This window comes from Roseovarius sp. 217 (assembly GCF_000152845.1).
GTDB lineage: Bacteria > Pseudomonadota > Alphaproteobacteria > Rhodobacterales > Rhodobacteraceae > Roseovarius.
In genome coordinates this window covers 1246479-1260039 of sequence record NZ_CH902584.1, presented here as the reverse complement: position 1 = coordinate 1260039, position 13561 = coordinate 1246479, and the positions used below count along the sequence as shown (strand labels likewise).

Here is a 13561-nt window from a genome sequence, read left to right as displayed (position 1 = left end):
AACCAAAGGGGGCAAGGTGAGTAACGCGGGACCAACCGTCACGCCGATGATGGCACAGTATCTGGAGATCAAGGCGCACTATCCAGAGGCGCTCTTGTTCTACCGGATGGGTGATTTCTATGAATTGTTCTTTGACGATGCCGCCGCCGCCGCCGAGGCGCTCGATATCGCACTGACCAAACGTGGCAAACATCTCGATCAGGACATTCCAATGTGTGGCGTGCCCGTTCACGCCGCCGAAGGTTATCTTCTTACGCTGATCCGCAAAGGCTTCCGGGTCGCGGTCTGCGAGCAGATGGAAGACCCCGCCGAGGCCAAGAAACGAGGTGCGAAATCGGTGGTGCGCCGCGAGGTTGTGCGCCTTGTGACCCCCGGCACCCTGACCGAAGAGAGCCTGCTCGACGCCCGGCGACACAATTATCTCACGAGCTTTGCCAATGTGCGCGACACGGGCGCGCTGGCGTGGGTCGACATTTCGACTGGAGCATTTCATGTCATGCCGATGGCCGCCGCCCGGCTCGGCCCCGAACTTGCCCGCCTTGCCCCGCGCGAGGTGCTGCTGGCTGAGGCAGATGTTCTAAGTTTAGCCGAAACAGTCTCTGAGTCTGGGGCATCTTTGACGACTCTGGGCCAAGCAGCCTTTGACAGCACCGCAGGAGAGCGGCGGCTTTGCGCCCTCTTCGGCGTCGGTACGCTTGACGCTTATGGCCAATTCACACGACCCGAGATCGCCGCGATGGGTGCCATCGTCGATTGGCTCGACATCACGCAAAAAGGCAAGTTGCCGCTGTTGCGGCCCCCCGTGCGCGAGAACGAGGCGCGCGTGATGCAGATCGACGCCGCCACTAGGCGCAATCTCGAACTGACCCACGCCCTGAATGGTGGCCGCGCCGGATCCTTGCTCGCCACCATCGACCGCACCGTCACGCCCGGCGGTGGGCGGCTGTTGGAGCGTCGGCTGTCGAGCCCGAGCCGGGCGCTCGACGTGGTGCAGGCGCGGCTCGAGTCAGTGCAGTTTGCGGTGGAACAGTCTCGAATTTGCGCCGACCTGCGCGACAGCTTGCGCAAGGTGCCTGACCTTGATCGCGCCCTCTCCCGCCTTGGGCTTGACCGGGGCGGTCCTCGGGATCTGGCGGCGGTGCGCAATGGCCTGGCCCAAGCGGCAAACATTGCCGAACGGCTCACGGACAGTGACCTGCCGCCGCTCTTGGCCGAGGCGGTCTCTGGCTTGACCGGGCACGACACTCTCCTGGACCTGCTGGATCAGGCGCTGATTGCAGAGCCACCGCTTCTGGTGCGCGATGGCGGCTTTATCGCGCCCGGCTTTGACGGTGGCCTCGATGAGGCGCGACAATTGCGCGACGAGGGGCGCGGCGTGATCGCACGGATGCAGGGCGAGTTCATACAGCAAACCGGCATTCAGTCGCTCAAGATCAAACACAACAACGTGCTCGGGTATTTCATCGAAGTGACCAGCACCCATGCCGACCGCATGTTGGCGCCTCCGCTGAACGACCACTTCAAACACCGCCAGACCACTGCCAATCAATTGCGCTTTACCACCATCGCGCTGACCGAGATGGAAACCCGTATCCTCAACGCGGGAGGTCGGGCGCTGGGGATTGAAAAACGGCTCTATGACGACCTGAAAACCGCGATTCTGGCGCGCGCCGCCGAGATCGCCCAAACCGCACGCGGGCTGGCGGAAATTGATCTGTCCACCGCCCTTGCAGATCTGGCTCGTGCCGAGACCTGGTGTCGCCCCAAAGTGGATCAGAGTCGCGCCCTTCGGATCACAGGCGGGCGGCATCCGGTGGTAGAGCGCGCCCTGCGTGCCCAAGGCGGCGCGCCCTTCATCGCCAATGAGTGTGATCTCGGCGAGGACAGTGATATCTGGCTGCTGACGGGACCGAATATGGCGGGGAAATCCACCTTTTTGCGTCAGAACGCGTTGATTGCCCTTCTGGCGCAAATGGGCAGCTATGTGCCGGCGAGATCAGCGCATATTGGCATGGTCAGCCAACTCTTCAGCCGCGTCGGGGCCTCGGACGATCTGGCGCGCGGCAGATCGACCTTTATGGTCGAGATGGTCGAAACCGCGGCGATCCTCAATCAGGCGGATGATCACGCGCTCGTCATTCTGGATGAGATCGGTCGTGGCACCGCCACCTATGACGGTCTGAGCATCGCTTGGGCCACGCTGGAACACCTGCATGATGTGAATGGCTGCCGCGCGCTCTTTGCCACGCATTACCATGAGCTGACCAACCTCAGTGACAAACTCGCGCGCGTCGAGAATGCCACCGTGACCGTCAAGGAGCACGACGGCGACGTGGTCTTCATGCACGAAGTGCGTCGTGGAGCAGCGGACCGCAGCTATGGCGTTCAAGTGGCCAAGCTGGCTGGCCTGCCGACTGCGGTCGTGGCGCGGGCAAGGGTCGTGCTTGAAGCCTTGGAGAGAGGCGAGCGGGAGGGCAGTGGGGCGCAACGGGCCCTGATTGACGATCTGCCACTCTTTGCCGCGATCCCCCCGCCGCCGCCGGCCCCGACAAGACGCCACTCGGTGGTCGAAAAACGGCTGGAGGATATTCTACCCGACAGCCTTAGTCCACGCGAGGCGCTCGACTTGATCTATGAACTCAAGGCCTTGGCGACCGACACGGCGAGCAAGGCGGGCTGACACCCCCCGACACTCAACCCCGGTTGGACGACACCCCGACCTGCGCCGGTCGCAGGATGCGGTCATGCAGCATGAACCCCTGGGTCGACACCTGAATGATCTCGCCTGCCTTGGTGCCGGGCAGCGGGACCTCGAACATCGCCTCATGCTGCTGCGGATCAAAACGGTCGCCAACCTGCGGATCTATCACGGTGATACCGTGCTTGGTGAAGACATTGCGCAGCTCGCGCAGCGTCAGCTCGATTCCTTCGAACAGCGCCGCCGATCCGGCGCGCTGCTCTTCGGTCACGGTTTCAAGCGCCCGTTTCAGATTGTCATAGACCGGCAACATATCCCGCGACAGTTTCGATCCACCATAATTCTCGGCCTCGCGGCGATCCTTTTCGGACCGCTTGCGAGCGTTCTCCGCATCCGCAAGCGCGCGCATGAACTTGTCGCGCAGGGCGTCCCGCTCCGCGCGCAGGGCGTCAAGCTCGAGCGCCTCATCGCTGATGTCTTCATCCATTTGCTCACGCTCTGCGGCGGCTGCTTCTTCGATATCGTCGAGAAAGCTGTCTTCTTTCGGCTCTGCCATTCTTCACCTCTAGCTCCGGTCGGAGATCAGTTTGCCCACGAGCTGCGCCGTGTAATCCACAATCGGCACAATCCGTCCATAATTTAGGCGCGTCGGGCCAATAACGCCCACCGCACCGATGATCTTACGGTCAGCGTTCATATATGGAGAGACCACCAAAGAGGAACCCGAAAGTGAGAAAAGTTTGTTCTCAGAGCCAATAAAAATGCGCACGCCGGCCCCCTCATCGGCCAGTTCCAGAAATTCGGCAATGTCGCGCTTGCGTTCCAGATCATCAAACAGGATTCGAATCCGCTCCAGATCCTTTTCTTCGGCGGTCGTGCTCAACAGATTGGCGCGGCCCCGCACGATCAAACGCTCGTAATGGTCGCCTTCGCCCTCCCACACGGCAAGGCCGCTGTCGATCAGGTCGCGGGCAAGTTGATCAATCTCCTGCCGCCGTACAGAAATCTGCCGCGAGATCACGGTTTGCAGATCCGACAACGTTTTTCCCTCAATCAACGCATTGAGGAAATTCGCCGCCTCGCGCATCGAACTGGGTGTTTGTCCCGGTGGCGGCGTAAAAATGCGGTTCTCAACATGGCCATCCGAAAACACCAGCACGACAAGGGCACGGTCATGCCCAAGACTGACAAACTCGATATGTTTGATCGGTGCCTCATGTTTGGGCGCGAGCACCAGAGACGCCCCCCGCGTCACCCCCGACAGGGCCGCCCCGATCCGGTCGAGCGCTCCGGCGACATCCTGCGAATTGCTGCCCACGGTCGCGTCAATCGCCTGACGATCGGTCACCTCAAGATTGCTGACCTCCAGCAGACCATCCACGAACATGCGCAGCCCCTCTTGCGTGGGAATCCGGCCGGCACTGATATGCGGGCTGCCCAAGAGACCCATATACTCAAGATCCTGCATCACGTTGCGGATCGTGGCGGCGCTGACCTTTTCACTGAAATCCCGTGTCAGGGTCCGCGAACCGACCGGGTCGCCCTTGGCAAGATAGCTTTCGACCACGCGACGGAACACCTCGCGCGAGCGGTCGTTGAGCTGATCCAGAAGCGAACTGGCGTCATTCATCAGATGGTATTCCTGTCTAGAATGTCATTAAAGACTGAGCACGGCAAAGGTCAATCGGGGTTGCCATCACAGGCCTTGCACATATATCCCGGAGCCAACAGTGAAAGGGACATGTAATGCGACCTTCGGGTAGGAATTTAAGCGAAATGCGGCCAGTTTCAATCGAAACCGGTGTTTTGAAACATGCCGAAGGCTCCTGCCTGATCAAGATCGGCGATACGCATGTCCTCTGCACCGCCACAATCGAAGAGCGCGTGCCGCCTTTTGTCAAAGGGTCGGGTCTGGGGTGGGTCACGGCGGAATATGGGATGCTGCCGCGCTCGACCAACAGCCGCATGCGCCGCGAGGCAACGGCGGGCAAACAGGGCGGGCGCACCGTCGAGATTCAACGCCTCATCGGTCGCAGCCTGCGCGCGGGCGTGGACCGGGTCGCCTTGGGTGAACGACAGATCACGGTCGACTGCGATGTGATCCAAGCCGATGGCGGCACGCGCTGCGCCTCTATCACCGGCGGTTGGGTCGCACTCAAGCTGGCGGTTCAGAAATTGATGAAGGCAGGCGACGTGATCAGCGATCCGTTGATCGACCCCGTTGCGGCGGTGTCCTGCGGGATCTATGCGGGGCAACCCGTGCTCGACCTCGACTATCCCGAAGATAGCGAAGCCGGTGTGGACGGCAATTTCATCATGACCGGAAGCAAGCGCCTGATCGAGGTGCAGATGAGCGCCGAAGGCTCGACCTATAGCCGCGATCAGATGAATACCCTGCTCGATCTGGCCGAACAGGGCGTTGATCTTTTGGTTGCGAAACAGCGCGAGGCAACGGGTGCGTAAATTCACCGACGATCGGCTTCTGGTCGCCACCCATAACGCGGGCAAGCTGGGGGAAATTACCGCCCTGCTTGCACCCTATGGTGTCGAGGTCGTCGGTGCGGCTGCCCTGGGCCTCGCGGAGCCAGATGAAACCGAGACAACCTTTCTTGGCAACGCGAGGATCAAGGCGCATGCGGCTGCGCGCGCCACGGGTTTGCCGGCCCTGTCGGACGATTCGGGTATCGTGATTGACGCTCTGGATGGCGCACCCGGCGTCTATACCGCAGATTGGGCCGAAACAGAAACGGGTCGAGACTTTGGCATGGCCATGCACCGGGCCCATGACGCGCTGGTCGCGAGCAAACAACCGCAGCCGTGGACGGCTCGGTTTTGCTGCACTCTGGTCCTCGCATGGCCGGATGGGCATGACGAAGTCTTTGAGGGTACGGCCGAAGGGTGGGTGGTCTGGCCGATGCGCGGCGCGCAGGGTCATGGCTATGATCCGATGTTTCAACCGCTTGGCCATGACGTGACCTTTGCCGAGATGGTCCCGACAGAGAAAAACCGGATCAGCCACCGCGCCGATGCGTTCCGCAAGCTGGTTGCAGGCTGTTTTGCCTGAGGATTGGCAAGAGGGAGGCTTTGGCCTCTATGTTCATTGGCCGTTTTGCGAGGCCAAATGTCCCTATTGCGACTTTAACAGCCATGTGGCGCGCGAGATTGACCAAACCCGTTGGTGCACTGCCTATTTGGCCGAGATTGATCGCTATGCCGCTCTTGTGCCGGGTCGGGTTCTGAACACCGTCTTCTTTGGCGGCGGCACGCCCAGCCTCATGGCCCCTGAAACGATCGCGGCACTCATAGAGCGCATCAAAGCCTCATGGCCCATGGCCAATGCGCCCGAGATAACCCTAGAGGCCAATCCCGGCTCGGTCGAAGCCGGACGCTTTCGTGCCTTTGCCGAGGCCGGGGTCACACGCATCTCAATGGGCGTGCAGGCCTTGAACGATATAGATCTCAAACGCTTGGGGCGTATTCACTCTGTGGCAGAGGCGCGGCAAGCCTTTGATATAGCGAGAGAAAACTTTGACAGAGTGAGCTTTGATCTTATCTACGCGCGCCAGGATCAAACCCTTGAAGCCTGGAAGGCGGAGTTGCGCGAAGCTCTGGCAATGGCGGTGGATCATCTGTCGCTCTATCAACTGACCATAGAGACAGGTACGGCCTTTGGGGACCGCTATGCAGCGGGAAAACTGCGCGGCTTACCAGAGGATGAGACGGCGGCGGATATGTATGAGGCAACGCAAGAGATCTGTGACGCGGCAGGACTGCCCGCCTATGAGGTTTCAAATCACGCGCGGCCGGGGTCCGAGTCACGGCACAACCTGATCTATTGGCGCTATGGGGACTACATCGGCATCGGTCCGGGCGCACATGGCCGCATCACACGCAACGGACAGAAACACGCAACCGAGGCCCATCGGGCGCCGGGGCGCTGGCTCGACTCAGTGGAAACGGCCAGTTCAGAGCGTAAGCCAGTGCGCCTGTCAGGACAGGATCAAGCGGTTGAATATCTCTTGATGGGCCTGCGGATTTCCGACGGCATTGATCCGGGCCGGTTTGAGAAACTTGCAGGTCAACCGCTTTCGCCCACCGTCGTTGATCACCTGCAACAAATCGGGATGATCGAATCGCTAGGCACCCGCCTTCGTGCGACCCGCGCCGGGCGCGCGGTTTTGAATGCTGTGATTCGTGATCTGCTGCCGGACGTGTGAACGTCAGATGCTGAGCATTCCAATCAAACGATCCAGTTGATCCAGCGACGCGTAGTGAATCGTAATCTGACCGTTCTCCCGACCCGGGATATGGTCAATCTGCACCTTCATCGTCAGATTCGCAGAGAGGTCTTCTTCTAGCGCCTTGGTGTCTGCATCTTTCAACGGCTCTTTGCGTGGCTTTGGCCTTTGATCGCTCTCCCTGAAAATATTGCCCGGGCCAGATTTGGCCAACTTCTCCGTCTCTCGCACCGAGAGTGACTTTTGAATCACCTGACGGGCAAGGGCGGCTGGATCGTCAACTGTGATCAGCGCGCGGGCGTGACCCGCAGAGAGCTTGCCGTCGCGAACATAGCTCAAGACCTCTTCTGGCAGAGCGAGCAAACGGATGGAGTTTGCAATATGGCTGCGGCTCTTGCCCAGGGCTTCGGCCAGCTTTTCTTGAGTATGGCCAAATTTCTGCATCAACTGCTGATAACCAGAGGCTTCTTCAACAGGATTAAGATCGGCCCTCTGAATGTTTTCGATGATGGCGACTTCGAGAACCTCTGTGTCATCAAAGTCGCGGACCAATACCGGTATTTGATGAAGCTTGGCCATCTGTGCTGCGCGCCAGCGCCGTTCTCCAGCGACAATCTCATACTCATCAGCACGACCGGACACCAGTCGAACGATCAACGGCTGAATGATGCCCTTTTCAGAGATTGACCGAGCAAGGTCTTCAAGCAAAGTCGGATCAAAGGACCGCCTCGGCTGATTCGGGTTTGGGCGGACCTTTTCCACTGGCACCATGAGATCCGGCCGACGCGGCGTATCATCCTTGCGGGCGGTAACATCAGCGGACACATCCGCCATCAACGCCGAAAGCCCGCGACCCAATCCACGAGGCTGAGGTTTTTTGCTGGTCATAGGCTTGTCCTCTCTATTCAGGCCGCGATCCGGGCGCTGTTTTGCATCAACTCCTGCGCCAGATCGCGATAGGCCTGCGCGCCTTTGGACAGGGGATCGTAAGAGAGAACCGACATAGCATAGGACGGCGCCTCGCTCACCCGAACATTCCGCGGAATGCGCGTCTTGAACACCAGATCCCCCAGATTGTCCCTGGCATCCTGCTCTACCTGCGTCGAAAGATTGTTTCGAGCGTCGAACATCGTCAGGACGACACCTTCGATTCTGAGCGCTGGATTTGCGGTTTGCCGTATCTCGCGAATGGTCAACATCAACTGCGACAAGCCTTCCAGCGCAAAGAATTCACTTTGAAGCGGCACAAGAATAGAGTGCGCCGCGACCATGGCGTTTACCGTCAAAAGGTTGAGCGAGGGCGGGCAATCGATCAGAATATACTCGAACTCATAGGCATCCATCGCCGGCTGGCGCAAGGCGTCATGGAGAAGAAAACTGCGTTTCTCATTTGAAATCAACTCGATATCAGCAGAGGACAAATCCACTGTCGCTGGAATGATCGACAGATGGTCCACGCCGGTCGGCTGAATGACGTCGTCCAAGGAAATCTCGTCCAAAAGCAGATCATAGGCCGTAAACGTCCGGGCCTCCGCCTCAATTCCCAGCCCGGTCGACGCATTCCCCTGTGGGTCAAGATCGACAATCAGCACGCGCGCCCCGGTCTCTGCCAGTGCGGCGCCGAGATTGATCGTCGTTGTTGTCTTGCCGACCCCACCTTTCTGGTTGGCAACTGCGATGATCTTTGGCCCCTCGGGTCGCGTCGGATCAGGCACGGGCAACTCCTGTGATGGCAAAAACAACCGAACCGGTTTCTGTGACGCTTTTAGCAAGTTGATAGTCAAAGCGCCACTTTCTTTGTGCCGCTTTCAACTCGATTTCCCAAGTAGCGCCCTTCGGAAAGAGCGCCACGCCCTCCGCAGTCAGATGACGCTCAGCAAAAGCCAGAAGCCCATCAAGATCCGCGAGCGCACGCGCCGACAAGACCGTTGCCGCCTGAGGCTCTGCGGTCTCTATCCGCTCATTGAGAACGGTCGCGGCGGCCCCGGTTTCCCGAATAACCACCCGCAGAAAGGCTGCTTTCCGAGCGTCGCTCTCGATCAGCGTCATACGGTCCGGCGACCCGGTCTCTTGCGCGAGCACCGCAACGACCAGACCGGGAAATCCGCCCCCAGACCCGAGGTCCACCCAATGCTCGACAGGATGCGGCGCGAGATCGTAAATCTGTGCGGAATCCGCAAAATGTCGTGTCCACATCTGATCAAGACTCGCCTTGGACACGAGGTTGATGCGCGGGTTCCATTTGACAAGGAGGTCAGCATAGACCTTAAGCCGCTCCTGTGTTTCACGTGAAACATCAGGTAAGCCTGTCACGCAATCTTCTCCCGCGCTGCCTGCCGCAGCTTCGCCAGAATGAGGCTCAGCGCGGCCGGCGTCATCCCCTCGATTCGCCCCGCCTGCGCGAGGTTCTCTGGGCGCACATCCGCGAGTTTGCTTTTGAGCTCATTCGACAGCCCCTCAATTGACCCATAGCCAAAAGATCTTGGAATAACATAGGCTTCGTCCCGCTTTAGCTTCGCGACATCTCGATTCTGTCGCTCGATATACGTTGCGTAAAGCGCGTCTTTGGCGATCTGTTTCTGCGTCTCAAGGTCGATCTCGGCAAACTCTGGATCAAGCTGCACAAGATCAGAAAACGTTACATCAGGATAGGATAAGATCTGGAATGCGCTCCGTCTCGCGCCGTCATGATTTACATTCAGGCCGAGATCTGACAGGTGCCGCGGCGTATAGCTTGCCGTTTCCAGCCGGAGCCTCGCAGCGCTCAAGCGCTCCATCTTCTTTTCAAAGGCCACTTTGCGCGGCGCGCTGACACATCCCAACTCAAGCCCGAACGGCGTCATTCTCTGATCTGCATTGTCGGCACGGAGCGATAATCGGAATTCCGCCCGAGAGGTGAACATACGGTACGGCTCACTCACGCCTCGGGTCGTCAGGTCGTCGATCATCACGCCGATGTAGCTATCGGTTCGACTAAACTGAGCGGGCGCGCGCCCCAAGGCCTCGAGCGCGGCGTTCAGCCCTGCGACCAGCCCCTGTGCCGCCGCCTCTTCATAGCCGGTCGTGCCATTGATCTGTCCGGCGAGATAGAGACCGGGCACCGATTTGACCGCAAGCCGACCATCAAGCGCGCGCGGGTCGACGTAATCGTACTCAATGGCATAGCCGGGCTGTAGAATCTCTGCTGCCTCCAGCCCATGGATCGACCGAACATAGGCCTCCTGAACCTCGACGGGCAGCGATGTGGAAATTCCATTTGGATAGATCACGTCATCAGAAAGACTTTCCGGCTCAAGAAATATCTGATGTGAGCATTTATCAGAAAACCGGACAATCTTATCCTCGATCGACGGGCAATACCGAGGACCAATACCATCAATATGTCCACCATACATGGCCGAACGCCCGAGATTTTCGCGAATAATATCATGGGTTTGCGTGTTCGTATGCGTGATCCCACAAGAGATCTGGCGCGCGGATGGAGCCTTGGACATAAACGAGAAAAGCGTGGGGTCATCATCGCCGGGCTGCTCTTCCAACCGCGCCCAATCAATCGTCTTGCCGTTAAGCCGGGGCGGCGTCCCTGTTTTGAGACGCCCCATAGCCAGGCCGAATCCATCCAACCGCTCCGCCAGCGGGATGGATGGGCGGTCGCCCATACGCCCTCCAGGTCGGGACACTTCGCCAATATGAATAACCCCGCGCAAGAACGTCCCGGTTGTCAGGATCACGGTAGCACCAGAAATCTCGCTGCCATCAATCAATCGCACCCCGGCAACGCGCTCACCCTGCATCAGAAAATCAGCGGCCTCCCCCACAATTATGCTGAGTCCTGAGCAGCTTTCGATCTCCCCGAGCATCTCTTCGCAATAAATCTTGCGATCCGCCTGCGCCCGTGGCCCCTGAACAGCAGGGCCCTTGCGGCGATTGAGCAAACGAAACTGAATGCCAGCGCGATCTGCGACGCGCCCCATGACGCCATCCAGCGCGTCAATCTCCCGCACGAGATGTCCTTTGCCCAGGCCTCCGATGGCCGGGTTGCACGACATGACGCCGATTCCGGATCGGCTCAAGGTCACCAACGCCGTCCGCGCGCCCATGCGTGCCGCAGCATGCCCTGCATCCGCACCAGCATGCCCGCCTCCAATGACGATGACGTCAAAATGTTTCACGTGAAACACCTTTCATTTGCCCAGACAAAAGCTGGCGAAGATCTCATCCAGAACGGTTTCGACATCAATGCGTCCTACCAGAGAATCGAGCGCGCGAATAGCCACTCGCAGCTCTTCCGCTGCGATCTCGGCCATTACCTCACCGAGCGGCAGCGTGTCCAGACTGACTTGCAAGGCTTTGAGGCCACGCACCATCGCCTGCCGATGCCTCTCACGGGTCGCAAGCCCCGCGCCCATGGCCCGCGCTCCCAAAACAGCCGCAATCCGATCGACCAATTCCGATAGGCCCGCCCCGGTCTTCCCGGATACAGCGCCCATCAAATCACCGGAAATGTCCGCTTTGGCCCGGACAACAATATCATCAGCCTCTGGCACGAACTCAAAGTCACCGCCGTCTTCAATCAGGAACACCCGCAAATCTGCCTGTGCTGCACGCGCACGCGCGCGCGCGATACCAATGGATTCCACCGCATCTGTCGTTTCTCTCAACCCAGCCGTGTCAAGCAGCGTCACCGGCAGCCCCGCCAAATCCATCCGAACTTCGATCACGTCCCGCGTCGTGCCAGCAAATTCAGAGGTGATCGCCGCGTCCCGACCCGCCAATGCATTGAGCAATGTCGACTTTCCAACATTCGGCGCTCCGACAATTGCCACCTCAAAGCCCGTCCGAATTCTCTCACTCACCGAAACACCGGCGATTTCAGCCTCAAGCCCCTGAATCACACCCTGAATTAGGCCCGTGACCTCTGGTGAGACGTCCACCGGCACCTCCTCGTCGGCAAAATCAATGGTTGCCTCCAGTAACGCGACCGCACGGATCAAACTGCGACGCCAGCCTTCACATCTTTCCCCAAGAGCACCAGAAAATACCCGCAGGGCCTGCTTACGCTGCGCCTCCGTCTCGGCCTCAATCAGGTCAGCCAGCCCCTCGACCTGCGCCAAATCCAGCCGCCCATTCTCCAATGCGCGCCGGGTAAACTCTCCTGCCTCCGCAGGGCGCAACCCGTCGATCCGCCCGAGATCTGCGAGAACAGAAGCCACAACCGCGACACTTCCATGCAGTTGGAACTCTGCCGTGCTCTCGCCGGTAAAGCTCTCATTCTCGGCAAAAATCAGCACCAAAGCCTGATCGAGACGCTCGCCGCCTTCATCGCGCAGCACCCGCAACACCGCACGACGGGGCTCAGGCACATCCCCACAAAGCCGCCGACAGGCCTCAGCCGCCAGGGGCCCGCTGACCCGAATGACGGCCACGCCTGCTTTCCCCTGAGCCGTCGACAGCGCATAGATCGTGTCCATCGGAACGCCTCCGCGTCACTGCAGGCCTTCTGTGCAGGCCTCAGGTGTTCATCGAATCAAAGAATTCGGCATTCGTCTTGGTCTGCTTCAGCTTCGACAACAAGAACTCGACCGCGTCCGTCGTCCCCATCGGATTCAGAATGCGCCGCAGGACAAAGGTTTTCTGCAAATCGCCCTTGTCGATCAACAGATCCTCTTTCCGCGTGCCCGACTTGAGAATATCAATCGCCGGGAACACGCGCTTGTCCGCGACCTTGCGATCCAACACGATCTCAGAGTTGCCAGTGCCCTTGAATTCTTCAAAGATCACCTCGTCCATCCGGCTTCCCGTATCAATCAACGCGGTTGCGATGATCGTCAGCGATCCACCCTCTTCGATATTCCGCGCCGCGCCAAAGAACCGCTTGGGCCGCTGCAACGCATTGGCATCCACCCCGCCAGTCAGAACCTTGCCCGAGGATGGCACCACCGTGTTATAGGCCCGGCCCAGTCGCGTGATCGAATCCAGCAGGATCACGACATCGCGCTTATGCTCCACCAGTCGCTTCGCCTTCTCGATCACCATCTCCGCGACCGCTACATGTCGCGTCGCGGGCTCGTCAAAGGTCGAACTGACGACCTCACCCTTGACCGAGCGCTGCATATCCGTCACCTCTTCCGGCCGCTCATCAATGAGCAAGACGATCAGATAGCATTCCGGGTGGTTCTTCTCGATGCTATTGGCAATATTCTGCAACAACACCGTCTTACCCGTCCGCGGCGGTGCCACGATCAGTGACCGCTGTCCCTTGCCAATCGGCGCCACCAGATCAATGATCCGCGCCGAACGATCCTTGATGGTCGGGTCTTCAATTTCCATCTTGAACCGCTCGTCCGGATAGAGCGGCGTCAGGTTATCAAACGCGATCTTATGCCGCGCCCGCTCCGGGTCCTCAAAATTGATCTGTGTGACCGAGGTCAGCGCAAAATACCGCTCGGTCTCATCGGGCTGCTTCATCTGCCCTTCAATCGTATCGCCGGTGCGCAGCGAATATTGCCGGATCATATCGGGCGAGACATAAATATCGTCCGGGCCCGGCAAATAATTGGCCTCTGGAGAGCGGAGGAATCCAAACCCATCCTGCAACACTTCCAAGACACCGTCGCCGTAAACC

General features: G+C 59.3%; 12 protein-coding genes. 4 read left to right on the top strand and 8 right to left on the bottom strand.

The genetic code is table 11. The features are described 5' to 3' along the window. The first annotated feature begins 46 nt into the window (after nt 1-46). The gene (mutS, locus tag ROS217_RS06000; RefSeq protein ID WP_009816792.1) at nt 47-2680 is read left to right on the top strand and encodes a DNA mismatch repair protein MutS; all 2634 of its coding nucleotides are present in this window, start codon (nt 47-49) and stop codon (nt 2678-2680) included. A gap of 13 nt (nt 2681-2693) precedes the next feature. Here the strand turns inward: mutS and ROS217_RS05995 are convergent, their stop codons facing one another. Then, a complete protein-coding gene (locus tag ROS217_RS05995) occupies nt 2694-3254 on the bottom strand; it encodes a nucleotide exchange factor GrpE (RefSeq protein ID WP_009816791.1) in 561 nt (186 codons plus the stop codon). A 9-nt stretch (nt 3255-3263) separates the two neighbouring features. Continuing rightward, nucleotides 3264-4328: a heat-inducible transcriptional repressor HrcA gene (gene hrcA / locus ROS217_RS05990; RefSeq protein WP_009816790.1), complete on the bottom strand. Its 1065-nt coding sequence runs from the start codon at nt 4326-4328 to the stop codon at nt 3264-3266. Nucleotides 4329-4444: 116 nt separating this feature from the next. Between hrcA and rph the strand changes: the two genes are divergently transcribed. Genes rph through hemW form a run of 3 tightly spaced genes read left to right on the top strand, consistent with a single transcriptional unit; the run spans nt 4445 to nt 6915 of the window. Further along, the gene (gene rph / locus ROS217_RS05985) at nt 4445-5161 is read left to right on the top strand and encodes a ribonuclease PH (protein ID WP_009816789.1); all 717 of its coding nucleotides are present in this window, start codon (nt 4445-4447) and stop codon (nt 5159-5161) included. Further along, nucleotides 5154-5762, top strand: a complete 609-nt coding sequence (gene rdgB / locus ROS217_RS05980) for an RdgB/HAM1 family non-canonical purine NTP pyrophosphatase (RefSeq protein WP_009816788.1) — start codon at nt 5154-5156, stop codon at nt 5760-5762. The genes rph and rdgB overlap by 8 nt, the downstream gene beginning before the upstream one ends. Continuing rightward, nucleotides 5725-6915: a radical SAM family heme chaperone HemW gene (hemW, locus tag ROS217_RS05975; RefSeq protein ID WP_009816787.1), complete on the top strand. Its 1191-nt coding sequence runs from the start codon at nt 5725-5727 to the stop codon at nt 6913-6915. Before rdgB ends, hemW begins: the two co-directional genes overlap by 38 nt. A 3-nt stretch (nt 6916-6918) precedes the next feature. On the opposite strand, the gene ROS217_RS05970 is transcribed toward hemW, so the two are convergent. From ROS217_RS05970 to rho, 6 genes are all read right to left on the bottom strand, one after another. After that, nucleotides 6919-7824 carry a ParB/RepB/Spo0J family partition protein gene (locus ROS217_RS05970; protein ID WP_040650380.1) on the bottom strand — a complete coding sequence of 302 codons (906 nt, stop codon included), beginning with the start codon at nt 7822-7824 and terminating at the stop codon, nt 6919-6921. 17 nt (nt 7825-7841) lie between these two features. Further along, nucleotides 7842-8651: a ParA family protein gene (locus tag ROS217_RS05965; protein WP_009816785.1), complete on the bottom strand. Its 810-nt coding sequence runs from the start codon at nt 8649-8651 to the stop codon at nt 7842-7844. After that, nucleotides 8644-9249 carry a 16S rRNA (guanine(527)-N(7))-methyltransferase RsmG gene (rsmG, locus tag ROS217_RS05960; protein ID WP_009816784.1) on the bottom strand — a complete coding sequence of 202 codons (606 nt, stop codon included), beginning with the start codon at nt 9247-9249 and terminating at the stop codon, nt 8644-8646. Before rsmG ends, ROS217_RS05965 begins: the two co-directional genes overlap by 8 nt. After that, a complete protein-coding gene (gene mnmG, locus ROS217_RS05955) occupies nt 9246-11108 on the bottom strand; it encodes a tRNA uridine-5-carboxymethylaminomethyl(34) synthesis enzyme MnmG (RefSeq protein WP_009816783.1) in 1863 nt (620 codons plus the stop codon). Before mnmG ends, rsmG begins: the two co-directional genes overlap by 4 nt. Nucleotides 11109-11120: 12 nt before the next feature. After that, entirely contained in the window at nt 11121-12407 is a 1287-nt protein-coding gene (gene mnmE / locus ROS217_RS05950) for a tRNA uridine-5-carboxymethylaminomethyl(34) synthesis GTPase MnmE (protein WP_009816782.1), read from the bottom strand. A 40-nt stretch (nt 12408-12447) separates the two neighbouring features. Next, nucleotides 12448-13561, bottom strand: a 1114-nt coding sequence (rho, locus tag ROS217_RS05945) for a transcription termination factor Rho (protein ID WP_009816781.1), incomplete at its 5' end; no start/stop codon positions are given.

What these genes read in the sequence shown, in the direction of transcription:
- mutS (WP_009816792.1), top strand. Translation starts at nt 47, where the DNA reads ATGATGGCACAGTATCTGGAGATCAAGGCGCACTATCCAGAGGCGCTC.
- ROS217_RS05995 (WP_009816791.1), bottom strand. Translation starts at nt 3,254, where the DNA reads ATGGCAGAGCCGAAAGAAGACAGCTTTCTCGACGATATCGAAGAAGCA.
- hrcA (WP_009816790.1), bottom strand. Translation starts at nt 4,328, where the DNA reads ATGAATGACGCCAGTTCGCTTCTGGATCAGCTCAACGACCGCTCGCGC.
- rph (WP_009816789.1), top strand. Translation starts at nt 4,445, where the DNA reads ATGCGACCTTCGGGTAGGAATTTAAGCGAAATGCGGCCAGTTTCAATC.
- hemW (WP_009816787.1), top strand. Translation starts at nt 5,725, where the DNA reads ATGCGTTCCGCAAGCTGGTTGCAGGCTGTTTTGCCTGAGGATTGGCAA.
- ROS217_RS05970 (WP_040650380.1), bottom strand. Translation starts at nt 7,824, where the DNA reads ATGACCAGCAAAAAACCTCAGCCTCGTGGATTGGGTCGCGGGCTTTCG.
- mnmE (WP_009816782.1), bottom strand. Translation starts at nt 12,407, where the DNA reads ATGGACACGATCTATGCGCTGTCGACGGCTCAGGGGAAAGCAGGCGTG.